The organism is Microbacterium sp. MYb62 (genome assembly GCF_002979475.1).
In the GTDB taxonomy this organism is placed as follows: domain Bacteria; phylum Actinomycetota; class Actinomycetes; order Actinomycetales; family Microbacteriaceae; genus Microbacterium.
Window position 1 is genome coordinate 67,735 of sequence record NZ_PCOY01000012.1, and the last position, 24,847, is coordinate 92,581.

Sequence of the window (24,847 nt, forward strand, 5' to 3'; positions counted from 1 at the left end):
GAGCATCGTGCGGATCGACACTCAGGCGCAGCGCGTCATCTGGAGCGCGAGCGACCTCAAGGCGGCCGCAGAATGCGAGTTCGCGTGGTGTCGGGCGATCGACGCCAAGCTGGGCCGCGTGCCCGCCGTCGAAGAGCCGGAAGACGCGACGCTGAAGCGGGCCGCCGAGCTCGGCGACGTGCACGAGCAGAACGTGCTCGCCCGGTACATCGACGATCTCGGTGACGCGAACGTCCACCGCGTCGAGAAGGTCTCGTCCGTCGATGCCGAAGCGCTGGCCGCCGCGATCGACGAGACCGTGGCCGCACTGCGCTCAGACGCGCAGGTGGTCTTCCAGGCGGCCTTCGCCACAGAGGAGTTCGTCGGCTTCGCGGACTTCCTCCGCAAGGACCACGACGGGCGCTGGCGGGTGCAGGACTCGAAACTCGCCCGCAAGGCCCGTGTGACCGCCCTCATGCAGCTCGCGGCATATGTCGACCAGCTCGACCGCCTCGGCATCCCGCGTTCGGACGAGGTCGATCTCATCCTCGGCGACGGCACCCTCAGTACGCACGTGGTCGACGATCTCCTCCCGCTCTTCCAGGTGCGGCGTGCCCGGCTGCGCGCTCTCATCGCCGACCGCCGCATCTCCGAGGGCGCACCGGGCGCTCCCCTCGCGTGGGGTGATGACCGTGGCGACCTCCAGGTCGTGGCCTGCGGACGCTGTGCGACGTGCGAAGAGCAGGTGATCGCGCACCGGGACCTCTTGATGGTGGCGCGCATGCGACCGGTGCAGCGGGCGCGGCTGCGGGCATCCGGTATCGAGACGATCGATGCGCTCGCCGATGCGACCGACGCTCCGGCGGGCATGAACGTCGACACGTTCGAGACCCTGCGCGCGCAGGCCCGTCTGCAGTTGCGCGCCGATGCCGAAGGTGTGCCGACCTTCGACGTCCACTACGCGCAGGCGATCCACACGCTCCCGCTGCCCAGCCACGGCGACATCTTCTTCGACTTCGAGGGCGATCCCCTCTACACGGAGCCTGCTGCCGACGGCGAGGCGCACTGGGGGATCGACTACCTCTTCGGCTGGGTCGACAACGCCGACCAGTACTCGGCGCTGTGGGCTCATACCTTCGCCGACGAGAAGCGGGCGCTCGAGACCTTCCTCGACTTCGTCAACGCACGCAGGCTGGCGCATCCCGGCATGCACATCTACCACTACGCACCGTACGAGACGTCGCACCTCGTGGCGATGGCGGCACGTCACGGCGTGCGTGAAGGCGAGGTCGATCGGCTCTTGAGAGAAGGCGTGTTCGTCGACCTCTACCCGCTGGTGCTGCGCACGGTCCGCGTCGGCTCCCGGTCGTACTCGATCAAGAAGCTCGAACCGCTCTACATGGGCGAAGACGTGCGCACCAGCGACGTGCAGAAGGGCGACGACTCGATCGTGCAGTACGTCGCGGCGCGCGAGCTCGCGGCGGCGGGGGAGCGGTCCGAGGCCGACGCGGTCCTCGCCGACCTCGCCGACTACAACCGCTACGACTGCGTATCGACACGACGGCTGCGCAACTGGCTCATCGACATCGCCCGGCAGAAGGGCGTGACGCCCGCGCCGCCCGACGACGCCGACGAGGTCATCTACGAGCCGTCGCCCCGCTCGGTCGCGCTGCTCGCCGATGCGGAGCGCGCGGTGGACGACGGCGGCGACGGGCTCGTGCACCGTATCGCCGCGGCCGCCATCGACTACTTCCCTCGGGAGGCGAAGAGCTTCTGGGTGTCGCATTTCCAGCGGCTGCGCGAGCCGGTGACGATGTGGGACGGCACGCGCGACGTGGTGCGGATCGACCGGCCGTCGTCGGCCGTGCGCCGCGACTGGAGCATCGGTGAGGGGCGTCGGGTGATGTCCCGTGACGTCGAGATCCGCGGCGAGGTCTCGCCCGGAACCACGCTCGGCCCCGGCGCGCAGCCGTTCGCGCTCTATGAGGTGCCTGCGCCGTTCGACACCGAAGTGCCGTCCCGCGCGGTCCACGTGCCGCACACCGTCACGGTGGCCGAGGTGCTCGACGACGGCTACCTCGTCACCGAGTCGGCCGTGCAGGGGCAGACCTGGGACGAGCTGCCGGTCGCGCTGACGCCGGCGGCGCCTCCCCGCGTGGTCTCGCTGCAGGGGGCGATCGACGAGTGGGCCGATGCCGTGCACGTCGCCGCCCCCGGCTTCCCGCACGATGCGGCGACCGACATCCTGCGCCGACTCCCTCCGCGTACCGTGTCGGGGAGCGCTCTGCCGGAGGCCGGCGATGACACGATCGATGCGATCGTGCGCGGGGTCCTCGACCTCGACCGCAGCTATCTCGCCGTGCAGGGCCCTCCCGGAACCGGGAAAACCTACACGGGATCGAGGGTGATCGCGCGTCTGGTGAACGAACACGGGTTCAAGGTCGGGGTCGTCGCGCAGTCGCACGCCATCATCGAGACGCTCCTCTCGCGTGTCGTCGCCGACGGGGTCTCGCCGGCGCAGGTGGCGAAGGCGCCGAAGGATCCCGATGCGGAGCCGCCCTACACCGTGATCCCGAAGAACGGCATGGCCGCCTTCCTCGCCGAGCATGCGGGGGAGGGAGCCGTCGTCGGCGGCACGGCCTGGGACTTCAGCAACACGCAGCGCGTCGACCGTGCCGGCCTCGACCTCCTCGTGATCGACGAGGCGGGGCAGTTCTCACTCGCCTCGACGATCGCCGTCGCCGCCGGGGCGAAGCGGCTGCTGCTCCTCGGCGATCCGCAGCAGCTCCCGCAGGTGAGCCAGGGCGCCCACCCCGAGCCGGTCGACACCTCCGCCCTCGGCTGGGTGATGGACGGCGACCCGGTCGTGCGACCCGAGTACGGCTACTTCCTGGCACGATCGTGGCGGATGCATCCGTTCGTGGCCGCGCCGGTGTCGAAGCTCGCCTATGCCGGACAACTCGCCTCGGCGCCCGGCACGGAGCTCCGATCCCTCGACGGCATCGATCCGGGGCTCCACGTCGTGCCGCTGCGCCACCGCGGCAATGCGACCCAGTCGCCGGAGGAGGCCGCGGAGGTCGTACGACTCGTGCGCGATCTGGTCGGCAGAACCTTCACCGACAACGACCCGGACGCCACGGCGAGGCCGCTCGCCCCGTCCGACATCATCGTCGTCACCCCCTACAACGCGCAGCGTCAGCTCGTGCTCGATGCGCTCGCCGAGGCGGGATTCCCCGATGTTCCGGTGGGCACGGTCGACAACTTCCAGGGCAAGGAGGCCGTCGTCTCGATCACCTCGCTCGCGGCATCCAGCGGCCGGGATGCTCCGCGCGGCCCCGAGTTCCTGCTGCTCCAGAATCGACTCAACGTGGCGATCTCCCGCGCGCAGGTGGTGGCGTACCTGATCCACTCGCCCGCGCTGCTCGACGATCTGCCGTACACGCCGGAAGGTGTGGCGAGGCTCAGCGCCTTCGCCCGTCTGGTCGGGGCGGCCTCATGAGCGGGCACACGGCCGAAGAGATCCTCCGTGCGTCGGCAGCGTGGGTATGGTTCCCCCGAGAAAGCGATCATCGGAACGAACACCTGCAGCTCGTGCGATACCCGCAGCGGTTCGGAGGCGGGGTGCGGGGGTCGCAGGTCCGCTCCGACCTCGACGCGGCGGCCGTGCTCGACCACGCGATCGATCGCACCCGCGCGTGGGGCGAATCGCAGTTCACGTTCTGGACCAACCCATCGGACGCTCCCGACCTCGAGGAAGAGCTGCGCGGGCGCAACGCCGAGCACATCGACACGGTCGCCGTCTTCGCCCTCTCGGTCGACGGTGCAGTCGTCGACGTCCCTGACGAGGTCACGGTCGAGATCGTGCGCACGCGGGAGCAGGTGCGCGACGTCGATGCGATCAACGTGCCGGTCTGGCAGCAGCAGCCGCTCGACGCCCAAGGGCTGCGGGAGGAGCTCGCCGAGGTGGCGACCGCGCTCGAGACTCGCGAAGGCTTCCGGGTCCTCGCGCGGATCGGCGACCGAGCGGTCAGCACCGGAGGGTGCACGATCGTCGACGGGTTCGTCCGACTCTGGGGCGCTTCCACACGTGAGGAAGACCGTGGTCGCGGAGCGTATCGTGCCGTCCTCGCGGAGCGACTCCGGCAGAGCGCCGCCTGGGGCGCGAAGACGGCGCTGGTCAAGGGTCGGATCTCGACCTCAGCGCCGATCCTGGCGCGCGCCGGCTTCACCCACTACGGAGACGAGCGCGCATACCGCCTGACTCTGCCCGAGCCGGTCTGACTCAGACCGTGCCGTAGAGCCGATCGCCCGCGTCGCCGAGTCCTGGCACGATGTAGCCCTTCTCGTCGAGACGCTCGTCGAGCGCACCGAGCACCAGGGTGACATCGCGGTCGCCCGCCATGGCCTCGATCGCGGCGACGCCCTCGGGAGTCCCGAGCAGGCAGATCGCGGTGACGTCCTTCGCACCGCGGTCGAACAGGAACTGGATCGCCGCGGCGAGGGAGCCGCCCGTCGCGAGCATCGGGTCGATCGCGAAGCACTGGCGGTCGCTCAGGTCGTCGGGCAGACGCTCGGCGTAGGTCGTCGGCTCGAACGTCGTCTCGTCGCGCACCATGCCGAGGAAGCCGACCTCGGCCGTCGGGAGCAGCTTCACGAGGCCTTCGAGCATGCCGAGACCGGCGCGCAGGATCGGCACCACGATCGGGCGCGGCTCCGAGATCTTCACGCCCATGGTGGTGGTCACCGGAGTCGTGATCTCGATCGGGCTGACCTTCACGTTGCGCGTCGCCTCGTACGCGAGCAGCGTGACGAGTTCCTCCGTGAGCTGCCGGAAGACCGGCGACGGCGTGCGCGCATCGCGCAGCACCGAGAGCTTGTGAGTGATGAGAGGGTGGTCGGCCACGTGAACGCGCATGGATACAGGGTAATGCGCCGTGCGGTCAGCCACGACATCGAGACTCCGGCCGCGCTCGGCGGCTGTCGTAGGCTCGACGCATGACCGCAGCCGACGACCTCGCCATGCAGCGCGCCCTCGTGCTCGCAGCCGAGGCGGCGGCGGCATCCGAGATCCCCGTCGGAGCGGTGGTCCTCGACCCGGAGGGGCGGATCATCGCCGAGGGGCGCAACACCCGCGAGGAGACTCACGATCCGACCGGTCACGCCGAGATCGAGGCACTCCGGCGTGCGGCCGCGGCCGTCGGCTCCTGGAACCTCGAAGGGCACGCCCTCGTGGTCACCCTCGAACCCTGCATCATGTGTGCCGGGGCGATCCTCCAGGCCCGCATCGGCCGCGTGGTCTTCGGCGCCTGGGACGACAAGGCGGGAGCAGCGGGCTCGATGTACGACGTGCTGCGCGATCGACGACTGCCGTACCGCGCCGAGGTCGTCGGCGGCATCGAGGCGGATGCGGCGACCGCGCTGCTGCGCGCGTTCTTCGAGCGGCGGCGCTGAGTTTCGAGCAGTGGCGCCGAGCGGAGTCCCCGGTCAGTCCGACGACTTGAGGACGAAGACGTCGGTCGAGGGTTCGGGGTCGATCGCCGGGCGGTACACGTCGGGCTCGATGTAGACGATGCGCGCGACCGGTACGGCCTCGCGGATGCGCGCCTCGATCGCGTCGATGTCGTCGGCGGCCTCGCGCAGCGGCTTGTCGGCGTTGAGGGCGATCTTCGCCGCCACCATCAGCTCGTCCGGGCCGAGGTAGAGGGTCTTCATGTGGATGATCTTCTCGATCTCGTCACCCGCATTGATCGCGTCCACGATCCGGTCGTGGTCGGCCTGCGTCGCTCCTTCACCGACCAGGAGGCTCTTCGTCTCGATACCCAGCACGATCGCGATCAGCACCAGCAGCACGCCGATCATCACGGTGCCGAGCGCATCGAACATCGGGTTGCCCGTGAGGAGGGTGAGGCCGACGCCGAGCAGTGCGAACGTGAGGCCGGTCAGAGCACCGACGTCTTCGAGCAGGACGACCGGGAGCTCCGGGGCCTTCGAGCGGCGAACGAACGACACCCAGGACTGGCCCTTCTCGCGCACGAGGTTGCTCTCGCGCACGGCGGTGCGCAGCGAGAAGGATTCGAGTCCGATCGCGACGACGAGAACCACCAGCGGCAGCCACCACCAGGTCTTGTCGAGCTCGTGCGGGTTCGTGAGCTTCTCGACGCCCTCGTAGATCGCGAAGAGGCCGCCGACGGAGAAGAGGATGATCGAGACGACGAAGGCGTACACGTAGCGCTCGCGGCCGTAGCCGAACGGGTGCGCACGGTCGGCTTCGCGCCGCGCCTTGCGCCCACCCAGCATGAGCAGCAGCTGGTTGCCGGAGTCGGCGACGGAGTGGATGGCCTCCGCGAGCATCGAGGCCGAACCGGAGAGGGCCCAGGCGATGAACTTCGCGAGGGCGATGCCCATGTTCGCCAGGAACGCCGCGACGATGGCCTTGTTGCCCCCGGATGCACTCATGGGACGAGTCTAGAACCGCGTGCCCGAGGATGTCGGAGTGCTCGCCGTAGGATGACGACATGGCTGACTCGCTTCCTCCTCTCGCTTTCCTCGGTGCCGGTTCGATGGGCGGTGCGATCCTCCGAGGAGTGGTCGCCTCGGGCATCCGGGTCGACGGTGGTATCACCGCGACGAACCGCACGGCGGAGAAGGCGGGGGCGTTCTCCGGCCTCGACGGCGTCACGAGCATCGCCCTCGCCGAACGGCCGGAGGGCAACGCCGAGGGCGCCGCAGGAGCGCGGATCGTGCTCGTCGGCGTGAAGCCGGCCATTGTGCCCGATCTGCTCCGCGAGATTGCGCCGCATCTCGCCGCCGACGCGATCGTGGTGAGCGTCGCCGCCGGCGTGACGCTGCAGACCTTCGCCGACGTGCTCGGTCCGGAGGCCCGTGTCATCCGCTCCATGCCCAACACGCCGTCGACCGTGCGCAAGGGCGTCACCGGTCTCGCCGCCGGTGCGACGGTCCCCGAGGAGGATCTCGCACTGGTCCGTCGCCTCTTCGAGACCGTCGGTGCCGTCGTCGAGGTGCCGGAATCTCAGATCGATGCGCTGTCCACGATCTCGGGCTCCGGTCCGGCCTACGTGTATCTGCTGATCGAGGAGTTCACGAAGGCCGCCATCGGCATGGGGTTCGATGAAGCGGACGCCCGGCTGATGGTTGAGCAGACGTTCATCGGCGCGACCGCACTGCTCGACGCCTCGGGGGAGGACCCCGCCGAACTGCGCCGCCGGGTCACGAGTCCGAAGGGCACGACGGAGCGCGCAGTCGCCGTGCTGCAGGACGCGCACCTCGACCGCACTTTCGCCGATGCCGCAGCCGCCGCCCTCGCCAGGGCGAAGGAACTCGCCGCCGGATCCTGAGCCCATGCGGCTGCGCATCGAGGGGGCGATCTGGTTCTGGCGCGGCCCCGCACCGTTCCATTTCGTCACCGTGCCGCCTGTCGAGAGCGAGATGATCCACGAAGTCGCATCCGTCGTCACCTACGGATGGGGGATGATCCCGGCGTCCGTCACGATCGGCGACACCACGGTGACCACCTCGCTCTGGCCGAAGGACGGCGGCTACATCGTGCCGATCAAGAAGGTGCTGCAGGATCGTGAGGGTCTCGGCGTCGACGACGTGGTCGAAGTCCTCCTCGACATCGACGCCTGAGCCACCCTCGCGCCTCGGCCTGACGCCGTGCCCGGCCCGGGCAGGGCGTTCGCCGTGATCAGCTCTCGCTCGACACCTCGGCGAGCACCTCGGGCCAGCGCCGTTCCAGGATCCTCCCGCCGAGAACGGCTCCGCCCCAGAGCGCCAGCCCGCCGAACACGACTCCGAGGGCGAGGCTGACCCAGCCGAGCGCCGGATTCCAGATCGCCGCGATGGCGAATCCGAATGCCGGGGCGCCGAGCGCGAGCGTGATCGGCCCGATGATGATCATCGCGAGCAGCGACTGCACCCCGCCCGACGACCCGCGGCCGAAGGGGTTCGCCTCCGGAGCGGGTGCACGGCCGGGGAGGAAGCTGCCCACCCAAGCTCCGGCGCCTGCGGCGATCGCCGTGAGCCCGATGGCGGCCCCGAGGCTTGCCGGCAGCAGATCGGGCCGTCCGGCAAGAAGGCACGTCGCCACGCACAGCGCGATCGTCACGGGGAGCGCGATCAGTCCGAAGCCGAGCAGACGACCTGCCCTGTCCGCCGTACCGCTCACGCCCGTGAGGATGTGCATCGCGACCGCGTCGTTGTCGTAGGCGATGGCCATCTGCACGATCGTTCCGGCGAGCAGCGCGTTGATCGCCGGGATCAGGATGACGGCGGGGCCGAAGCCGATCGACTCGTCTTGGAAGCCGTTCATGAGCGATATGCCGATGAAGATCGCGGGCAGCAGCAGGAGCATGACGATGTTCACGACCTGCCGCGGGTCGCGGCGGAAGTACCGCAGCGTGCGCGCTGCGATCGCGCCCGCGGGAGTGGCCGGCAGCATCCGATCGAGCAGGCCACCGGAGCGCACGCGACCGCCGCCGCTGCTCTGGATCGGGGCGACCAGGCGTGCGGCGAGCAGCCCCTGCGCGGCGAACCACAGCGCGACGACGGTCGCGAGGGCGATGAGGAGACGGAGCGCCGCGGAGACGAGGTCGCCCTGGGCGAGAGAGCCCGAAACGCCGAAGACGGCGCCGAGGGGCGTCCAGCCGACGATCTCGGCGATGCCGGTCAATGCCCCGCCGACATCGCCCACTCTGGACAGCGCCCCGACCCCGAGGTTCAGCAGCACACCGGACGAGGCGACGAGCACCACTCCGAGCGTCACGACCAGGTCGCGGATGCTGCGCCGGGCCAGCCAGCCGGCGAGGAGGCCGCTCACGACGCGCGCGCCGAGCACGCAGGTGACGACCGCCACGGGGATCATGATCAGGGCGCTGAACAGCGCCGGCAGGCTCACCGACCAGCCGAGGAGCATCAGCAGCAGTGCGACCGTCGTCCCGATGCCGCCGATGGTCGTCGCGCCGGCGACCACGAACCCCGGCAGCAGCGAACGTGCCGTCACCGGCAGCAGGGCGAACCGCTCGGGGGCGAGTGAGTCATCGGCGCTGACCAGGATCGAGCCGATCCACCAGCCGAGGACGATCACGGCGCCGGTCAGCACGATCGCGGTGACCGCTGCCTCCGGCGCGGCGAATCGCAGCGCCACGAGACCTGCCGTCAGGCCGGCGAGGAACCCCAGAGCGATCAGGCCGGTGATGATCAGCGTGACGATCATCCACGGATTGCGCGACAGCTGATGGCGCAGCTGCCGCCAGCGCAGGCCTACGAGGAGCGCAACCACGCGAGCGTCTCCGTTCCGATGTCGTGTGCTCCCACGAGCGTGAGGAACCGCTGCTGCAGCGAAAGGCCGGCGCGCACCTCGTCGAGAGGACCGTGCGCGAGGAGGCGCCCCTCGGCGACGATCGCCACCCGGTCGCACATCGATTCGACGAGCTCCATCACGTGGCTGGACAGCACCACGGTGCCGCCGCCGTCGACGAACGACCGCAGGATCTGCCGGATCGTCTCGCCAGACACCGGGTCGACGGCCTCGAGCGGCTCGTCGAGGATGAGAAGGCGGGGGGCGTGGATGAGGGCGCAGGCGAGACCGATCTTCTTGCGCATGCCCGCGGAGTAGTCGACGACGAGGGTGTCGCGCGCATCGGCGAGCCCGAGCGCATCGAGCAGCTCGCCGCTGCGCGACACCACCTCGGCTTCGGGCATGCGCCGCAGCAGCCCGGTGTAGCGCAGAAGCTCCGCGCCGGAGAGGCGGTCCAGCATGCGGATGCCGTCGGGGAGCACGCCCATGCGGGCCTTCGCCTCCGCGGGGTTCTGCCAGACGTCGGCGCCGAGCACCCAGGCGGTTCCGGCATTCGGACGCAGCAGGCCCGTGGCCATGGCGAGCGTCGTGGTCTTGCCGGCCCCGTTCGGTCCGAGCAGGCCCAGCATCGAACCGGCAGGGACGTCGAGGGAGAGGTCGTCGACCGCGACCTTCTGCCCGAACTGCTTGCGAAGTCCGCGGAGGGCGAGGACGGGAGGGGCCGCTGTGGGGTCGGTCATGGGCCCATCCCATCACGACGGCCGGAGCCGGCACATCAGCCGCGAGGGGGAGTCCGCGATCGCGCGGACGCCGCGTCAGCGGTCGAGCCCGGCGAAGCGCTCGATGTCGCTGTTGGTGCCGGAGACGATGATGAGGTCGTGGTTCGTGACGATGGTGTTCGCCTCGGCGTAGCGGAAAGGTTTGCCCGGGCTCTTCACGCCGACGACGGTGACCTTGTACTTGGAGCGCACACCCGACTCGTTCAGGCCGACTCCGCGGATGAACTTGGGCGGGTACATCTTGGCGAGCACGAAGTCGTCGTCGAAGCGGATGAAATCGAGCATCCGTCCGCTCACGAGGTGCGCCACACGCTCACCGGCCTCGCGTTCGGGGTAGATGACGTGGTTCGCGCCGACGCGGGCGAGGATCTTGCCGTGCGACTGCGAGACGGCCTTGGCCCAGATCTGCGGGACCTTGAGGTCGACGAGGTTGGCCGTGATGAGCACGGAGGCCTCGATCGAGGAGCCCACGGCGACGACCGCGACCTGGAAGTCCTGTGCACCGATCTGCCGGAGGGCGTCGATGTTCTTCGCGTCGGCCTGCACCGTGTGCGTGACCCGGTCGGACCACTTCTGCACGAGCTCGAGGTTGTCGTCGATCGCGAGCACCTCGCGGTCGAGGCGGTCGAGCTCTCCGGCGCAGGCGGCACCGAACCGGCCGAGGCCGATGACGAGGACGGGAGCGTCGCCCCGGAGGACTTCAACCAACGATCGGCCTTTCCACGGGCAGTGAGTAGTACTGCGTTCGTGATGTCGCGGCGACTGCCGCGGCGAGTGTCACTGTACCAACGCGGCCCATGAAGATGGTCGCGGCCATGACGTATGACGCCGAATCGGGAAGCTCCGCCGTGAGACCGGTCGAGAGGCCGACCGTGCCGAACGCCGAGATGACGTCGAACAGGACGTGACTGATGTCTTCCTTGGTGATCTGGGCGATCACGATCGTCGACAGCGCCACGATCGTCGCACCCCACGCGACGACGCTGAGAGCCACGCGCTGCACGTCGCTCGGGATGCGGCGCCCGAAGGCCTCGACGGACTGGCGGCCCTTGGCCTCGGACCAGACGGCGATGGCCAGCACGGCGAGCGTGGTGACCTTGATGCCGCCCGCGGTCGACGCGGAGCCGCCGCCGACGAACATGAGCATGCTGGCGGCGAGCAGGGACGAGCCGTTCAGGTCGTCCATCTCGATCACGTTGAAGCCGCCGGATCGGGTCATCGCCGAGAGGAAGAACGCCTGGAACGTGGTGTCGGCGGCATCCATCGACCCGAACGTCTTCGGGTTGTTGAACTCGAGGATGACGAAAACCGCGGCACCCAGGATGAAGAGCAGCACCGTCGTGACGAGGGTGAGCTTGGTATGCAGCGACCAGCGCTTCACATGCCACACATGCTTGGCGAGGGTGTAGATGACGGGGAAGCCGATGCTGCCGAGGAACACGCCCACCATGAGGAGCGAGAGCACGAGGTAGTCGTCGGCGAACACCGCGACACCGCCGTCGTTCGGCGCGAAGCCCGTGTTCGTGAAGGCCATGGCCGCGAAGTACGGCGCTTCCCAGAGCGCGGCGATGGGGTCGACCCCGGCCATCAGGAGCGCGGGGTAGAGGAGCACGGCGAGGGTGGCCTCGATGATCAGTGCCGAGACGGCCACGGTGGTCAGCAGCTGGCCGACCTCGCCGAGACGCACGGTCTGGCTCTCGTTGACCACGCCGCCGTGCGCGCGGAGGGGGTTCGTGTCGCCGGCGGCCATCAGCTTCGCCCGCAGCCCCAGGCGCTTGGAGATCAGCATGCCCATGAGCGAGGCGAGGGTGAGCACGCCGAGCGCGCCGATGTTCACGCCAAGGAAGACGACGACATGCCCGAACGGAGACCAGTGGTTGGCCATGTCGACCGTGGAGAGACCGGTGACGCAGATCGTGGAGACGGCCGTGAACAGGGCATCGCTCAGGGGTGTGACCGTGCCGCTCGCGGAGGCGATCGGCAGGGAGAGGAGCACCGTGAAGACGAGGATCAGCAGCGCGAAGACGACGATCGCGAAGCGCGAGGGAGACGAGGTAACGAGGTGCTTCACCCAGCCGGCGGCACCTCTGAGGCCCTGTCGTGGGGACGACGCCGAAGCGATGCCCGACATCGCTGCCCCCCTCTGGTGTCTTCCTCGGCCGCGCCATGCGGTCGCACGGCGCCGGTCGCCGAGCCTTCGTCATGGTACTCCGTGCCGGGGACGACTACCCTGATCTCATGACGGACATCTTCGACGTGATCGCAGACGGTACGAGGCGAGACATCCTCCAGCTCCTGCTGCGACGCACGACCGAAGGGGAGACGGGCACCAGCGTCAGTCAGATCGTCGCCGACCTGGGCATCAGCCAGCCCACCGTGTCGAAGCATCTGAAGGTGCTGCGCGATGCCGAGCTCGTGACCGTGCGCGAAGACGGGCAGCGCCGTTTCTACAGTCTCGCCGTCGAGCCGCTAGAGGTCGTGGACGACTGGCTGGTCCCCTTCCTGGTGGATGCGTTCGGCGACGATGCCCCGCACATCGACTACCCCGGCATCCCGCTTCCCGACAGTGCGGCACACGCTGCCGAGGTCGTCGGTCGCGCCGCCGCATCCGCGAAGCACGTCGTCGCCACGGCCCTCAAGCGGCTGGGCGCCTGAGGGAGCAGCGGCGCCCGGAGACACCTCGCCCCTGACGACCGGGGGGCGTGTCGTCAGGGGCGATCCGCGGATCCCCAGACCCGCGTGGACTCGGCGGTGCCTGCGCGAGTCCTGTGTCGACTGTGGCAGTCGCGGATGAGCGCCCGCCGGAGAACGCCTATGCGCCGGCTGGGACGCGGGCGCTCTCCGACGGGATCAGCGTCGTCCGGCCTTGCGGCGGAAGAGCCAGGCGCCCCAGGTCACCGCGATCAGGAGGATGACCAGGCACCAGCCGATCGCCCACCATGCTTCGTCCTGCACCGGCGTGTCGGTCAGCAGGCCGCGGATCGTCTCGACGATGGGCGTGATCGGCTGGTTCGCCGCAACCGGCTGCAACCACTCCGGCATGCTCGCCACCGGCACGAACGCGCTGGAGAGATAGGGCAGGAACAGCAGCACGAATCCGTACCCGTTGGCGCCTTCGGGGCTTCCTGCGGCGAGCCCGATGGCCGCGAACAGGTAGGTGATGGCGAGGATGTAGAGCGCGATGAGTCCGGCCAGGGCGATCCATTCCCAGACGGTGGCGCGGGGGCGGAACCCGACCAGTATGCCGACGCCGATCACGATCGCGGTCGCGATGAGATTGCGCAGCACGCTCGCGACGACGTGTCCGGTCAGCACCGCGCCCGCCCGCAAGGGCATCGTGCGAATCCGGTCGATGATGCCTGTACGCATGTCGTTCGCGACGTACACCGCGGTGGACGACGCGCCGAAACCCGCGCAGGTGAGGATGATGCCCGGCACCACGTAGTCGACATAGGCGCCGGAGGGATCGATGGCGCCGCCGAAGACCCACGTGAACATGAGCATGAGCATGACCGGGAGCATGATCGCCATCAGGAGCGATTCCCCGTCGCGCAGGGAATGGCGGAGGCTGCGCCCGACGAACACCGCCTCTGCGGTGAAGCCGCGTAGCCGGGGGCGCGGCGAGAGGACGGGGGAGGGGGCCGCCGTCGCACGGGACGTGGCGAGAATGGTGTTCATGCGAACTCCTTCGCGGGAGGGGTGGCGAGCGAGGACGACGTGACGGCGAGGAACACGTCGTCGAGGGTCGGGCGGCGCAGTGTGACGACCCCGTCTTCACCCTCTTCGTCGAGCAGGTCGAGCGCTCGCCGGAGGTCGGTGACGGTGCCGTCGGTCGGGATCTCGCGCAGGAGCTCTCCGCGGTCGTCGTGGAGCTCGACCGTGTCCCCTCCCACGCGGGCCTTCAGCTGGGCCGGGGTGCCGAGGGCGGCGATCACGCCGTCGTGCAGCACCGCGATCCGGTCGGCGAGCTGGTCGGCCTCCTCCAGGTACTGCGTGGTGAGGAACACCGTGGTGCCCGCGGCCGCCAGCATGCGGATGATGCTCCAGAGGTCGCGGCGGCTCCGGGTGTCGAGGCCGGTGGTCGGCTCATCGAGGAACAGCACCTCCGGGGTCACCACGAAGCTCAGCGCGAGATCGAGCCGGCGCCGCATGCCCCCGGAGAAGGTGCGTACGGTACGCGCAGCGGCGTCGGTCAGGTCGAACTGGGCGATGAGGTCGGCCGCGCGCCGCGTGGCGGCGGCTCGTCCGAGTCCGGCGAGTCGGGCGAACATGACCACGTTCTCCGTCGCGGTGAGCGCATCGTCGACGGCGGCGGCCTGCCCGGTGAGGCTGATCCGTCGCTGAACCTCCACGGCGTGGGTCCGCACGTCCCAGCCCGCGACCGTCGCCGTCCCGGCATCCGCGGTGTTCAGCGTCGTGAGGATGTTGATCGTGGTGGTCTTGCCCGCCCCGTTGGGTCCGAGCAGTGCGAAGACCTCGCCGCGACCGACGGTGAAGTCCAGGCCGTCGACCACGGTCTTCTTGGCGAAGGCCTTGCGCAGGCCCCTGACCTCGATGGCTGTATCCATCAGTGATCCCTTCTGTGTATGACAAAAACTGTGTATGAGCAACGCAACTGTGTATGACGGTAACACACTGTTTACTCAATAAACAGAAGTAGGATGAGCGCATGACCGACATCGAGCCGCCGGAGCTGCCGCGGGGTATCGCCCTCGCCTGGGGTGTGGCGGCGAATCCGCAACGTGGGCCCAAGCGCGAGATGAGCGTCGAGAAGATCGTGGAGGCCGCCGTCGAGCTGGCCGACACGGACGGGATCGGTGCGGTGTCGATGGCGGCCGTCGCCGCACGCCTCGGATTCACGCCGATGTCTCTCTACCGTTACGTGACGGCGAAGGACGACCTGCTGCTGCTGATGCAGGAGGAGGCGACCGGTCTGCCGCCCGAGAGCCATCTCGATGTCGACGGCTGGCGCGGTCGCCTGCTCGCCCTGTACGAGGCGCAGGTGGTCCTCTATCTCCGTCACCCGTGGATGCTGTCGCTGCCGATCACGGGCTCGCCGATCACCCCGAACAGCTCAGCCTGGTTGGATGCGGGACTCGCCGCCCTCGAGGGCACCCCGCTCACGGCCGAGGAACGGATGGCGGTGGCGCTCGCGGTCACCGGCCATGCCCGCTGGTGCGGGATCGTGCAGGCCGGCTACACCGAGCAGTCCCGGGGCAGCGGGCTCACGCCGGCCGAGGTGGCCGCGCGTGAGGCGGCGCTCTTCGATCGCGTGATCACGGCGGAGGAGTTCCCCGCGCTGCGTCGTGCGATCGAGGACGACGTGTTCCTCTCCGAGGCCGACCCGTTCCGCTTCGCCGTCGAGCGGACCCTCGACGGCGTCACCGCCTACATCGCCGGGCTGGACCGTGGCGATGCCCATGCCGAGGTCACCGAGTGGATCGACCTCGACCCGGCCGAGGTGGCGGGCGACCGGCGCCTCAAGGAAGCGCAGAAGGCGGTGCGCGAGGCGGAGAAGGCGCTGCGCGCGGCGCACAAGATCGAGCGACAGGCGCTGCGCGAGGCGAGGGAGCGACTGGCGAAGGCCCGTAAGCCGGGGTGATCCGCTCCCGACGTGGTCGCCATTCACCTCACTGATCACATGAGCCACACAGGTTTACACGCGTCCCAGGTACCACATAGAGTGTGCACATCGAGAAAGGGGTACGTGGGATGCCCGAGGTTCCTGACGTCCGATTCCTCACCGTTGCTGAGGTTGCAGAGTTGATGCGCGTCTCCAAGATGACCGTCTACCGGCTGGTGCATGCGGGGGAGTTGCCAGCCGTCCGATTCGGGCGCAGCTATCGCGTGCCGGAATCCGCTGTGGCCGATGCGCTGCAGCGGCCGATCGCCGACGTGGGCTGACGTCGACGGCTGCATGCGGCTCTTGCGTCTGCGGGCGATGGAGGCGTGTGACAGTCGAGGCCTTCGGGTTTGCTAGACTGACCCGAGGCATTTTCCGTGCCCGTACCCGGGTGTCCGATTTCGGCGACACCCAGCCACTGACTTAGTGAGGTTTCCGTGGGTTCTGTCATCAAGAAGCGCCGCAAGCGCATGGCGAAGAAGAAGCACCGCAAGCTGCTTCGTAAGACTCGCCACCAGCGTCGCAACAAGAAGTAAGCGACCAGACACGAGCGCCTGTCTTCGGACGGGCGCTTTGTGTCTCTGCCGCAGCTCCGCCCCGCCGAGAGGATGTCATGAAGTCGATCACCGTCACCGAGCTCGCCGAGCGCTCCGGTATCCCGCTCATCGATGTGCGGGAGGTGGACGAGTTCGCCGCAGGCCACGTGCCCGGCGCCGTCAACATCCCGATGTCCGAGATCGGCAACCGCCTCGACGAGCTGCCGGCGGAGGCGTTCGACGTCATCTGCCAGGCGGGTGGACGATCGGCTCGGGTCGTCGAGGCGCTCGAAGGCCGCGGATTCGACGCCACGAACGTCGAGGGCGGCACCGGCGAGTGGATCGCCCAGGGCCGTGCGGTCGAGGTGCCTTCGGCGTGACCACGCTGACGCTGATCGGCAAGCCCGACTGCCACCTGTGCGACGTGGCCTCCGACGTGATCGATGCCGTCGTCGCGGAACTGCCGGACGCCGCGGCGGAGCAGATCGAGATCGTCGAGGCCTCCATCCAAGACGACCCCGCGCTGTACGAGCTGTGGTGGGAGAAGATCCCGGTCGTCCTGATCGATGGTGAGCTGCACGCGCATTGGCGCGTGGCGCCCGATCGACTGCGCGAAGCACTCGAGACCGCCGTTCGCGGTGACGCGAAGGCCGCAATGAAGGAGTCCCTGTGACCATCCGCCACGTCGTGACCTGGAAGCTCGCCGCCGAAGACGCCGAGGTCCGTGCGGCGCAGGCCGCCGAGGTCGCTCGGCGTCTGAACGCCCTCGACGGCGTCGTGCCGCAGCTCCTCTCGATCTCCGCCGGTGCGAATGTCGCGTACGCGGCGACGAACTGGGACGTGACGCTGGTCGCCGACTTCGATTCCGTCGCCGCGATCGATGAGTACCAGGTGCACCCTGCGCACGAAGAGGTCGCCGTCTACATCCGATCGGTGGTCGCTTCCCGCGTCGCCGTCGACTTCGAGCTCTGATACTCCGTCGCAACTCTTGCGACATCCGATTTCACGGCGTCGGCGACGCGCACTTGCAACGCAAACGTGATACGTCCGTCACACGATGTCATTGGTCACGCGACGAGCCGCATGTTTAGATGTTCTCCTACCCGTCATCGGGCGTCATATTCGCCCTCGACTCACAGGAGCCGACATGTCCCGTCGTAACCTCATCGCCGGTCTCGCCCTCGTGGCGACCGCCACCCTCGCGCTCGCCGGCTGCGCGACCGGATCCACCGACGCGGGCAGCAGTGACGCTCCCGCCGCAGACGACAAGTACGGTCTGGTCGAGGCGGGCACGCTCACGGTCTGCTCCGACGTGCCCTACCCGCCGTTCGAGGTCGAGGACCCGTCCAGCGACATCCAGTACTCCGGCTTCGACATCGACCTGCTCGCGGCGATCGCCGAGAAGATCGACCTGAAGCTCTCCGTGCAGGACGTGGGCTTCGACGCCCTGCAGTCGGGCACGACGCTCGCCGCCGGCACGTGCGACATCGGTGCCTCCGCGATGACGATCACCGACGAGCGCAAGGCGAACATCGACTTCTCCGACCCGTACGTCGACTCTCTGCAGTCGCTTCTCGTGCGCGCCGACTCGGACATCGAATCCATCGACGACCTCGACGGCAAGAACGTCGGCGTGCAGCAGGGGACGACCGGCGAGACCTACGCGAGCGAGAACGCTCCGGGCGCGCAGCTCGTGCAGTACCCCTCGGACGGTGAGCTGTGGCCGGCGATGCAGGCCGGGCAGATCGACGCGATCCTGCAGGACCAGCCGGTCAACTACGTGCACGAGCAGGACGACCCCGCCTACAAGATCGTCGAGACGTACCCGACCGACGAGTCGTACGGCTTCGCCTTCGCCAAGGGCGAGAAGGACGAGCTGCGCGACGCCGTCAACAAGGCGCTGAAGGAGCTCCAGGACGACGGCGGCTACCAGAAGATCTACGACGAGTACCTCGCGGCCAAGTGACCGGCGGCGTCGGTAGAGCGGGAGGACCTCGACGATGGCGTTGAGGCGCACCACCAAGAGCAAGCTGTATCGGTACTCGGTCTACGTGGTGTTGATCGCGATCGCCGTCTGGGCGATCGTGAGCACCGACTGGGCAAAGATCGGACCGCTGTTCTTCAATCCTGAAGTCGCGGCGAAGATGTTCCCCGGGATCATCACCACCGCCCTCGTCAACACGCTGTGGTTCACGGCTGTGGCCTTCGCCGGCGGCCTGCTGCTCGGCGTCGTGCTGGCGCTGATGAAGCTGTCGACCATCGCGCCTTTCCGGTGGATCGCGACGGTATGGATCGAGCTGTTCCGCGGGCTTCCCGCGATCCTCACGATCTTCGGTATCGCCTTCATCCTGCCGATCGCCCTGGGCGTCCCCGGCACGAAGCTCGGCGGACCGGTCGTGCTCGGGCTCATCGGCCTCGTCCTGGTCGCCTCGGCGTACATGGCCGAGACGATCCGCGCCGGTATCCAGGCTGTTCCGAAGGGGCAGACGGAGGCCGCGCGGTCGCTGGGCATGTCGCCCATGAAGACGACGTTCTGGATCATCGTGCCGCAGGGTTTCCGGATCATCATCCCGCCCCTGACCAACGAGTTCGTCCTCCTGCTGAAGGACACGTCGCTGCTCTTCGTGGCGGGTTCGTTCATCTGGTCGAAGGAGCTCACGACCTTCGCCCGTGATGCGAGCACGCAGAACGCGAACGGAACGCCGCTGATCATGGCGGCGATCCTGTACCTGATCGTGACGATCCCGCTCACGCGCTTCAGTGCGTGGCTGGAGCGACGGATGTCGAGGCAGCGATGATCACCGAACTGATTGATGTCCACGCCCCCGCGATCGATGTGCAGGGGCTCGTGAAGTCGTTCGGCGACAACGAAGTGCTCAAGGGTATCGACCTCACCGTCACCAAGGGCGAGGTCGTGTGCGTGATCGGACCGTCGGGTTCGGGCAAGTCGACCCTGCTGCGGTCGGTGAACCTTCTCGAAGAGCCGACCGGCGGCAAGGTGCTGATCGAGGGGATCGACATCACCGACCCCGACGTCGACATCGACCGGGTGCGCACGCGCATCGGCATGGTGTTCCAGAGCTTCAACCTGTTCCCGCACCTCGATGTGCTCGGCAACCTCACGGTCGCTCAGCAGCGGGTGAAGAAGCGGTCGAAGAAGGAAGCCGAGTTGATCGCACATGCCATGCTCGACCGCGTCGGCCTGGCCGAGAAGGCGGATTCCTATCCTGGGCACCTGTCGGGCGGACAGCAGCAGCGGGTGGCGATCGCCAGGGCGCTGTGCATGAACCCCGACATGATGCTGTTCGACGAGCCGACGTCGGCACTCGACCCCGAGCTGGTCGGCGAGGTGCTGCAGGTCATGCGCTCGCTGGCCGATGAGGGGATGACGATGCTCGTCGTGACGCACGAGATGGGCTTCGCGCGCGAGGTCGGCTCCCGCCTCATCTTCATGGACGGCGGCCACATCGTCGAAGAGGGCGACCCGCGCGAAGTGCTCGGCAACCCGCAGCATCAGCGCACCAAGGACTTCCTGTCCCGCGTGCTCTGACTCCGAGATCGACGAGACCCCCTGTCGCAGACGTCTGCGACAGGGGGTCTCGGCGTGAAGCGTGGGTGTCGAGCTCAGTCGGCCTCGACGACATCGGCGTCGGGCGCGTTGCGCTTGACGGAGTCGATGCCGTTCAACGCGGCGGACTTCGACGAATAGCCCTCGCTGATCGCGATGACCTCGCCGTTTCCGGCCTTCAGACGGAACCGGTACTCGCCGGCCTTGTCGGTGTACAGCTCGAACTTGCCTGCCATGAGGCGTCCTTTCTCTCTCGGATGAAGGGATTCCCGCCCCTCGGGCCTCACGCTAGCGCTCAGAACGGGCCCCGGGGAAGAGCGGTGACTCAGCCGCGAGGGTGCACGGCCACGGGCTCGGGCGCGACGGCGATGCGCACACGGTCACCGAACGACGGATGGATGCCGGGGACGTGCTGCACGCGCACGAGCTCGCCGGACTCGGTGCGTACGAGTGTGCGACGCATACTGCCCAGGAAGGTGCTCTCCTCGACCAGGGCGTCGGCTGCGGCATCCTCCTCGGACGCGAAGTACACGTTCTCGGGCCGCAGGAACACGTCGACAGGGCCGTCCGCCGGCGACTGCAGCGGGAGCCGCTGCCCCCACACCATCACGTGATCGCCCGCGGCGACGCCCGACACGACGCTGGACAGACCCACGAACGCCGCGACGCCCGCGGTGGACGGCGTCGTGTAGAGCTCTTCGGGCGAGCCGATCTGCTCGATGCGACCCGCGTTCATCACGGCGATCCGGTCGGAGACGGCCAGCGCCTCCTCCTGGTCATGCGTGACGAAGACGGTCGTGATCCCGAGGCGCAGCTGGATGCGGCGGATCTCGTCGCGCAGTTGAACCCGCACCTTCGCGTCGAGTGCCGAGAGAGGTTCGTCGAGCAGCAGCACCTTGGGCTCGGTGACCAGGGCGCGCGCGAGCGCCACACGCTGCTGCTGCCCGCCGGAGAGCTGGTGCGGGAACCTGTCGGCGAAGTCGGTGAGGCCGACCAATGCGAGGGCGTCGACGGCGCGGCGTGCGGCCTCCGCCTTGCCGACGCCGCGTCGACGCAGGCCGAAAGCGGTGTTCTCGGCGACCCGCAGGTGTGGGAACAGGGAGTACGACTGGAAGACCATGCCGATGTCGCGCTTGTTGGTCGGCACTCGCGACACGTCACCGCCGCCCAGGAGCACGGCGCCCTCGTCTGCGCCCTCGAGACCGGCGAGAACTCGCAGCAGGGTCGTCTTGCCGCAACCGGACGGGCCGAGGAGGGAGACGAACTCGCCGGGCGCGATGTCGAGGTCGACCCCGTGCAGCACTCGGTTGCCTGCGTAGCTCTTGACGATGCCCTGCAGCTCGACGCGGGTGCCCTCGCCGGCCTGGGCGAGGAGCAGGTTGTCCTTGGTGCGCGGGAGCGCGTGGTCGAGGGTCATGAGCGGGCCTTTCCGGAGCCGCGGGCGACGCGGCCGATGACGAGGAGCAGGAGGAAGACGAGCAGCAGCGCCAGCAGGGTGAAGATCGCCGGGGCGTAGGGATCCTGCTTGTTCACGACGACCATGGCGGTCTGGAACACCTGGCGGTTCAGGAGCGAGGCGATCGTGAACTCCCCGAGCACGACGGCGATGGAGATCAGCGATGCCGCGAGCAGTCCCTGGCGCATGTTCGGGGCGAGCACCTTCAGGACGACCGTCGGCCAGCTTGCGCCGAGCGAGCGCGCCGCTTCGGAGAGCGTGCGCAGATCCGCCGCATCGATCGACGCCTGGATCGAGCGGAACGCGAACGGCAGAACCGTGATCCCGTAGGCGAAAGCGAGCGTCCAGGTGCCGGTGCCGAACGCGCGGCCGATCTGCAGATAGATCGGCGCGAGGCCGACCACGAGCACGATCGCCGGGATCGAGATGGGCAGCAGCACCGCGAACTCGAAGGTCGGCTTGAGCTTCGGGAAGCGCAGGTTCACCAGGATCATGGTCGGTGCGAGGAGGAGCAGGACGATGGCGACCGTCACGATCGCGAGGATCATCGAGTTGCCCAGCCCCGTCCAGATCGGCTTGAGCGTCGCCGCGGCCGCGGGGTCGAACAGCGCGGTCCAGCGGGCGAACGACAATCCGCCCTCAGGGTCGCGCAGGGTGAACAGGAACGTCGATACCAGTGGGATCGCGAAGAACGCGCCGACCAGGACGCCGATGATCCAGCGGGTTGCGAGAGAGGGACCGAGGCGGTTCACGACTGCCACCTCGCAGCGCGTCGCTGCACGAGGGAGTACAGGGCCATCACGATCCCGACGATCACGATCATGCCGAGCGCGAGGGCGCCGGCGAGGTTCTCGCGGCCGAGCACCGTCTCGCTCGTGAGAGCGGTGCGGATCTGCAGCGGCACGATCTGCGCGCCCTGGCTGGCGAGGGCGGCGGCCGTGGCGTACGAGGAGAACGCGTTCGCGAACAGCAGCAGCAGGCTGGCGAGGAACGACGGGGCGAGCACGGGGATGCCGATGCGGAGCCAGAAGCTCGATCGCGTGCCGCCGAGGGTGAGGTTGGCCTCGGCCCACTGCGGCTTGAGTGCGGCGAGGGCGGGCATGAAGGTGATCACCATCAGCGGTATCTGGAAGTAGAAGTAGGGGAGGATGAGGCCCGGCAGCTCGTAGAGCCAGGTGCCGTTCACGAAGATGTCGACGCCGAAGGAGTCCTTCAGGAAGACCGTGACGACGCCCTGGATGCCGATCGTCGCGATGAAGGCGAACGCCAGCATGACGCCGCCGAACTGCGCGAGCACACCCGCTGCGGCATCCACCGCCGAGCGTGTTCTGCCCTCGGGGTCCATGCCGAGCAGGGCGTAGCAGACGAGGGCGCCGACCAGCGCGCCGACGACGGCGGTGAGCAGCGAGAGCCCGGCGGAGTTCGCGAAGGTGTTCAGCACGACGGGGTCGGCGAGGGCAGACAGGTTCGCCCACGTGAACGTGCCGTCCTTCGTGAAGAAGCCGGAGCCGATCGACAGGATCGTCGGGACTGCCAGGAAGAGCACGACATAGGCGGCGAAGGGGACGAGCCCGAGCCAGGCGAGGGACGGAGCGGACCGCCGGGCCCTCGCGTGCTGCGAGGACCCGGCGGCGGTGACGGGGGCGGATGTTGTGGCATCCACCCCCGGTGCGGAGAGGGTCGTCACTGGACCGCCGCGGCCCACTTCTCGCCGAGCAGCGTGCCGGCGTTCGTCGACTGCTCCTCGGTCGGGACGACCGTCTCCTCCGGGGCTTCGGGGAGCGCTGCCGCGAGGTCGGCGTCGATCGTGCCGGCCTCGGTCATGGCCTCCATGCGCACCGGGCGGGCTCCACCCTTCAGCCAGAGGTTCTGCACCTCGTCGCTGTAGAGGAACTCCTGCCACAGACGAGCAGCGGCCGGGTGCGGGGCGTCGGCATTGATGGCCTGGTTGTAGTAGCCCGCGTAGCCGGTGCCGTCGAACACGACGACCTTCCAGTCCTTGTTGTCCGCCGTGTGCGAGGCGTTCAGGTAGTCCCAGTCGAACACGACGGGGGTCTCGCCGCTCGCGATGGTCGCGGTGGTGACGTCGACCTTGAGCAGGTTGCCGGCCTTCTGCAGCTCCGAGAAGAAGTCGATGCCCGGCTGGAAGTCGTCGAGTGTGCCGTCGGACTGCACGGTCGCCAGGCCCACTGCGGCGAAGGCGGCGCCGGCTTGGGTCGGGTCGCCGTTGATCGCGACGGCACCCTTGTAGTCGGCCGAGAGCAGATCGGCGAGCTCGGCGGGAGCGTCGAACTTCGACGAGTCGTAGCCGATCGACATGTATCCGCCGTAGTCGCCGACGAAGAGACCGGTCGGCTCCTTCAGCTCGTCGGGGATCTCGTCCCACGTCTGCACCTTGTAGGGCGCGAACGTGTCGGTGTTCTGCAGCGCGACCGTGAGGCCGAGGTCGAACACGTCGGGAGCCGTGTCGAGTCCCTCGTTCGTCTTCGCGGCCTGGATCTCCTCGGCGCTCGAAACGTCGGGGGAAGCCTCGTTGATCGTGATCTCCGGATACTTCTCCGCGAACAGGTCGAGGATCTCGCCGTAGTTCGCCCAGTCGCGCGGCAACGCGATGACGTTGAGCGATCCCTCGGCCTTCGCGGCGGCCTCGAGGTCGGCGAACGAGCCGAAGTCGGCGACCGACGTCGCGGCGGAGGCGTCGACGTCGGAGCTGCCTCCGTCGGTCGCGTCAGCTGCGCCAGAGCAGGCCGTGAGTGCGAGTGCGGCCGTGGTGGCCAGGGCGATGCCGGCGCCGATGCGCGCGCGGCGGGTGAAGCGAGCCATGAGTGTCCTCTCGGTGTCCGGCGCTGTGAGCCGGTTTCGGGTTGCGAGAGGACACTATGAGGCGGAGGTGGCCGCCCGTCGCGGGTACGGTGAACGGGCGGTGGCGAGGTGGTGGCGGGACGGGGTGCGTGCGCGCTTCGCTCGGCCTTGTGCGCTTCGGTCGGCCGGAATCCGAGGATATGGCCGAGTGTGCTGCCGAAGGCCGAGCGCAGTGGAGCGGTGTCAGGGAGTGGGGACGGTGTACTTGAACCCGCGGTGCGAGCCCACGTAGCCGAGGCGCTCGTAGAACCGGTGCGCGTCGACGCGGGCGGCATCCGAGGTGAGCTGCACCATCGCTGCGCCGACCGCCGGGGCTGCGGCTTCTCCGACCCAACGCATCACCGCCGAGCCGATGCCCGAGGAGCGCAGGCTGCTCTGCACCCGCACCGCCTCGACGAGCAGTCGTCGTGCGCCGCGGCGGGCCATCCCGGGAATCGAGGTGAGCTGCAGGGTGCCGACGATCGCGCCGTCGAGCTCGATCACGAGCAGGTCGTTCGACGGTTCGGCCAGGATCTCGACGAGCCCCCGCTCGTAGGCAGGGCGGTCCTCCTCGGAGGCCACATCGCCGCGTGCGGCACTGATCGGGTCGTCCGCGAGCAGGGCGATCACGGCATCCGTGTCGTCGACCGTCGCGCGGCGGAGGAGCGCGGTCCCGATGCGCGATTCGAACGAGTGAGGCAGCGGGAGGGCGTCGAGCATGACTCCAGTCTGCCAGCGCCCCGCAGAAA

General features: G+C 68.7%; 29 protein-coding genes. 15 read left to right on the plus strand and 14 right to left on the minus strand.

The genetic code is table 11. The features are described from left to right. The first annotated feature begins 7 nt into the window (after positions 1 to 7). Together CQ042_RS13015 and CQ042_RS13020 are read left to right on the plus strand one after the other, a co-directional pair. Positions 8 to 3,478: a bifunctional RecB family nuclease/DEAD/DEAH box helicase gene (locus tag CQ042_RS13015; protein ID WP_105670884.1), complete on the plus strand. Its 3,471-nt coding sequence runs from the start codon at positions 8 to 10 to the stop codon at positions 3,476 to 3,478. Beyond that, entirely contained in the window at positions 3,475 to 4,260 is a 786-nt protein-coding gene (locus CQ042_RS13020; protein WP_105670885.1) for a hypothetical protein, read from the plus strand. Before CQ042_RS13015 ends, CQ042_RS13020 begins: the two co-directional genes overlap by 4 nt. A 1-nt stretch (position 4,261) precedes the next feature. On the opposite strand, the gene upp is transcribed toward CQ042_RS13020, so the two are convergent. Beyond that, positions 4,262 to 4,894, minus strand: a complete 633-nt coding sequence (upp, locus tag CQ042_RS13025; RefSeq protein WP_017828113.1) for a uracil phosphoribosyltransferase — start codon at positions 4,892 to 4,894, stop codon at positions 4,262 to 4,264. Positions 4,895 to 4,974: 80 nt separating this feature from the next. Between upp and tadA the strand changes: the two genes are divergently transcribed. Continuing rightward, complete coding sequence (tadA, locus tag CQ042_RS13030; RefSeq protein ID WP_105670886.1) at positions 4,975 to 5,430, plus strand: tRNA adenosine(34) deaminase TadA; 456 nt, start codon at positions 4,975 to 4,977, stop codon at positions 5,428 to 5,430. Positions 5,431 to 5,463: 33 nt separating this feature from the next. Here tadA and CQ042_RS13035 read toward each other — a convergent pair whose 3' ends face one another. After that, positions 5,464 to 6,435: a cation diffusion facilitator family transporter gene (locus tag CQ042_RS13035; RefSeq protein WP_105670887.1), complete on the minus strand. Its 972-nt coding sequence runs from the start codon at positions 6,433 to 6,435 to the stop codon at positions 5,464 to 5,466. 59 nt (positions 6,436 to 6,494) lie between these two features. Here CQ042_RS13035 and proC point away from each other — a divergent pair, with 59 nt between their 5' ends. Both proC and CQ042_RS13045 read left to right on the plus strand, forming a co-directional pair. After that, complete coding sequence (gene proC / locus CQ042_RS13040) at positions 6,495 to 7,334, plus strand: pyrroline-5-carboxylate reductase (protein WP_105670888.1); 840 nt, start codon at positions 6,495 to 6,497, stop codon at positions 7,332 to 7,334. A gap of 4 nt (positions 7,335 to 7,338) precedes the next feature. Beyond that, on the plus strand, positions 7,339 to 7,626 hold the full coding sequence (locus tag CQ042_RS13045) for a DUF1905 domain-containing protein (protein ID WP_105670889.1): 288 nt from the start codon (positions 7,339 to 7,341) through the stop codon (positions 7,624 to 7,626). A 58-nt stretch (positions 7,627 to 7,684) separates the two neighbouring features. On the opposite strand, the gene CQ042_RS13050 is transcribed toward CQ042_RS13045, so the two are convergent. The 4 genes from CQ042_RS13050 to CQ042_RS13065 all read right to left on the minus strand — a co-directional run bounded on the left by CQ042_RS13050 (position 7,685) and on the right by CQ042_RS13065 (position 12,205). Continuing rightward, the gene (locus tag CQ042_RS13050; RefSeq protein ID WP_105670890.1) at positions 7,685 to 9,277 is read right to left on the minus strand and encodes a hypothetical protein; all 1,593 of its coding nucleotides are present in this window, start codon (positions 9,275 to 9,277) and stop codon (positions 7,685 to 7,687) included. Beyond that, entirely contained in the window at positions 9,259 to 10,035 is a 777-nt protein-coding gene (locus tag CQ042_RS13055) for an ABC transporter ATP-binding protein (protein ID WP_105670891.1), read from the minus strand. Before CQ042_RS13055 ends, CQ042_RS13050 begins: the two co-directional genes overlap by 19 nt. Positions 10,036 to 10,110: 75 nt before the next feature. Next, positions 10,111 to 10,782, minus strand: a complete 672-nt coding sequence (locus CQ042_RS13060; RefSeq protein ID WP_021198064.1) for a TrkA family potassium uptake protein — start codon at positions 10,780 to 10,782, stop codon at positions 10,111 to 10,113. After that, positions 10,775 to 12,205, minus strand: coding sequence for a TrkH family potassium uptake protein (locus CQ042_RS13065; RefSeq protein WP_105670892.1), 1,431 nt, complete (start codon positions 12,203 to 12,205; stop codon positions 10,775 to 10,777). The genes CQ042_RS13060 and CQ042_RS13065 overlap by 8 nt, the downstream gene beginning before the upstream one ends. Positions 12,206 to 12,312: 107 nt before the next feature. Between CQ042_RS13065 and CQ042_RS13070 the strand changes: the two genes are divergently transcribed. Further along, a complete protein-coding gene (locus tag CQ042_RS13070; RefSeq protein ID WP_105670920.1) occupies positions 12,313 to 12,729 on the plus strand; it encodes a helix-turn-helix transcriptional regulator in 417 nt (138 codons plus the stop codon). 195 nt (positions 12,730 to 12,924) lie between these two features. Here CQ042_RS13070 and CQ042_RS13075 read toward each other — a convergent pair whose 3' ends face one another. Next, positions 12,925 to 13,752 carry an ABC transporter permease gene (locus tag CQ042_RS13075; RefSeq protein ID WP_105670893.1) on the minus strand — a complete coding sequence of 276 codons (828 nt, stop codon included), beginning with the start codon at positions 13,750 to 13,752 and terminating at the stop codon, positions 12,925 to 12,927. Then, positions 13,749 to 14,642: an ATP-binding cassette domain-containing protein gene (locus CQ042_RS13080; RefSeq protein ID WP_181157561.1), complete on the minus strand. Its 894-nt coding sequence runs from the start codon at positions 14,640 to 14,642 to the stop codon at positions 13,749 to 13,751. Before CQ042_RS13080 ends, CQ042_RS13075 begins: the two co-directional genes overlap by 4 nt. Positions 14,643 to 14,743: 101 nt before the next feature. Here CQ042_RS13080 and CQ042_RS13085 point away from each other — a divergent pair, with 101 nt between their 5' ends. The 9 genes from CQ042_RS13085 to CQ042_RS13125 all read left to right on the plus strand — a co-directional run bounded on the left by CQ042_RS13085 (position 14,744) and on the right by CQ042_RS13125 (position 19,783). After that, positions 14,744 to 15,676, plus strand: a complete 933-nt coding sequence (locus tag CQ042_RS13085) for a TetR/AcrR family transcriptional regulator (RefSeq protein ID WP_105670894.1) — start codon at positions 14,744 to 14,746, stop codon at positions 15,674 to 15,676. 110 nt (positions 15,677 to 15,786) lie between these two features. Further along, entirely contained in the window at positions 15,787 to 15,978 is a 192-nt protein-coding gene (locus CQ042_RS13090; protein ID WP_017204627.1) for a helix-turn-helix domain-containing protein, read from the plus strand. A 156-nt stretch (positions 15,979 to 16,134) separates the two neighbouring features. Next, complete coding sequence (locus CQ042_RS13095; RefSeq protein WP_003792170.1) at positions 16,135 to 16,233, plus strand: 30S ribosomal protein bS22; 99 nt, start codon at positions 16,135 to 16,137, stop codon at positions 16,231 to 16,233. A 77-nt stretch (positions 16,234 to 16,310) separates the two neighbouring features. Continuing rightward, a complete protein-coding gene (locus CQ042_RS13100) occupies positions 16,311 to 16,613 on the plus strand; it encodes a rhodanese-like domain-containing protein (protein ID WP_105670895.1) in 303 nt (100 codons plus the stop codon). After that, positions 16,610 to 16,906, plus strand: a complete 297-nt coding sequence (locus CQ042_RS13105; protein ID WP_105670896.1) for a glutaredoxin family protein — start codon at positions 16,610 to 16,612, stop codon at positions 16,904 to 16,906. Before CQ042_RS13100 ends, CQ042_RS13105 begins: the two co-directional genes overlap by 4 nt. Next, positions 16,903 to 17,205, plus strand: coding sequence for a Dabb family protein (locus CQ042_RS13110; protein ID WP_105670897.1), 303 nt, complete (start codon positions 16,903 to 16,905; stop codon positions 17,203 to 17,205). The genes CQ042_RS13105 and CQ042_RS13110 overlap by 4 nt, the downstream gene beginning before the upstream one ends. 175 nt (positions 17,206 to 17,380) lie before the next feature. After that, positions 17,381 to 18,199: a basic amino acid ABC transporter substrate-binding protein gene (locus CQ042_RS13115; protein ID WP_105670898.1), complete on the plus strand. Its 819-nt coding sequence runs from the start codon at positions 17,381 to 17,383 to the stop codon at positions 18,197 to 18,199. Between the two features lie 34 nt (positions 18,200 to 18,233). Next, on the plus strand, positions 18,234 to 19,031 hold the full coding sequence (locus CQ042_RS13120; RefSeq protein WP_105670899.1) for an amino acid ABC transporter permease: 798 nt from the start codon (positions 18,234 to 18,236) through the stop codon (positions 19,029 to 19,031). After that, positions 19,028 to 19,783 (plus strand): amino acid ABC transporter ATP-binding protein, encoded by a 756-nt coding sequence (locus tag CQ042_RS13125; RefSeq protein ID WP_105670900.1) that lies wholly within the window; start codon positions 19,028 to 19,030, stop codon positions 19,781 to 19,783. The genes CQ042_RS13120 and CQ042_RS13125 overlap by 4 nt, the downstream gene beginning before the upstream one ends. 74 nt (positions 19,784 to 19,857) lie before the next feature. Here the strand turns inward: CQ042_RS13125 and CQ042_RS13130 are convergent, their stop codons facing one another. The 6 genes from CQ042_RS13130 to CQ042_RS13155 all read right to left on the minus strand — a co-directional run bounded on the left by CQ042_RS13130 (position 19,858) and on the right by CQ042_RS13155 (position 24,818). Further along, positions 19,858 to 20,037, minus strand: coding sequence for a YegP family protein (locus tag CQ042_RS13130; RefSeq protein ID WP_105670901.1), 180 nt, complete (start codon positions 20,035 to 20,037; stop codon positions 19,858 to 19,860). An 89-nt stretch (positions 20,038 to 20,126) separates the two neighbouring features. Then, positions 20,127 to 21,218 carry an ABC transporter ATP-binding protein gene (locus tag CQ042_RS13135; protein ID WP_105670902.1) on the minus strand — a complete coding sequence of 364 codons (1,092 nt, stop codon included), beginning with the start codon at positions 21,216 to 21,218 and terminating at the stop codon, positions 20,127 to 20,129. Next, on the minus strand, positions 21,215 to 22,009 hold the full coding sequence (locus CQ042_RS13140; RefSeq protein ID WP_105670903.1) for an ABC transporter permease: 795 nt from the start codon (positions 22,007 to 22,009) through the stop codon (positions 21,215 to 21,217). Before CQ042_RS13140 ends, CQ042_RS13135 begins: the two co-directional genes overlap by 4 nt. Next, positions 22,006 to 22,944, minus strand: coding sequence for an ABC transporter permease subunit (locus tag CQ042_RS13145; RefSeq protein ID WP_258132248.1), 939 nt, complete (start codon positions 22,942 to 22,944; stop codon positions 22,006 to 22,008). Before CQ042_RS13145 ends, CQ042_RS13140 begins: the two co-directional genes overlap by 4 nt. After that, a complete protein-coding gene (locus tag CQ042_RS13150; protein WP_105670905.1) occupies positions 22,941 to 24,080 on the minus strand; it encodes an ABC transporter substrate-binding protein in 1,140 nt (379 codons plus the stop codon). Before CQ042_RS13150 ends, CQ042_RS13145 begins: the two co-directional genes overlap by 4 nt. A gap of 222 nt (positions 24,081 to 24,302) precedes the next feature. Then, positions 24,303 to 24,818, minus strand: a complete 516-nt coding sequence (locus CQ042_RS13155) for a GNAT family N-acetyltransferase (RefSeq protein ID WP_105670906.1) — start codon at positions 24,816 to 24,818, stop codon at positions 24,303 to 24,305. Positions 24,819 to 24,847 lie beyond the last annotated feature (29 nt).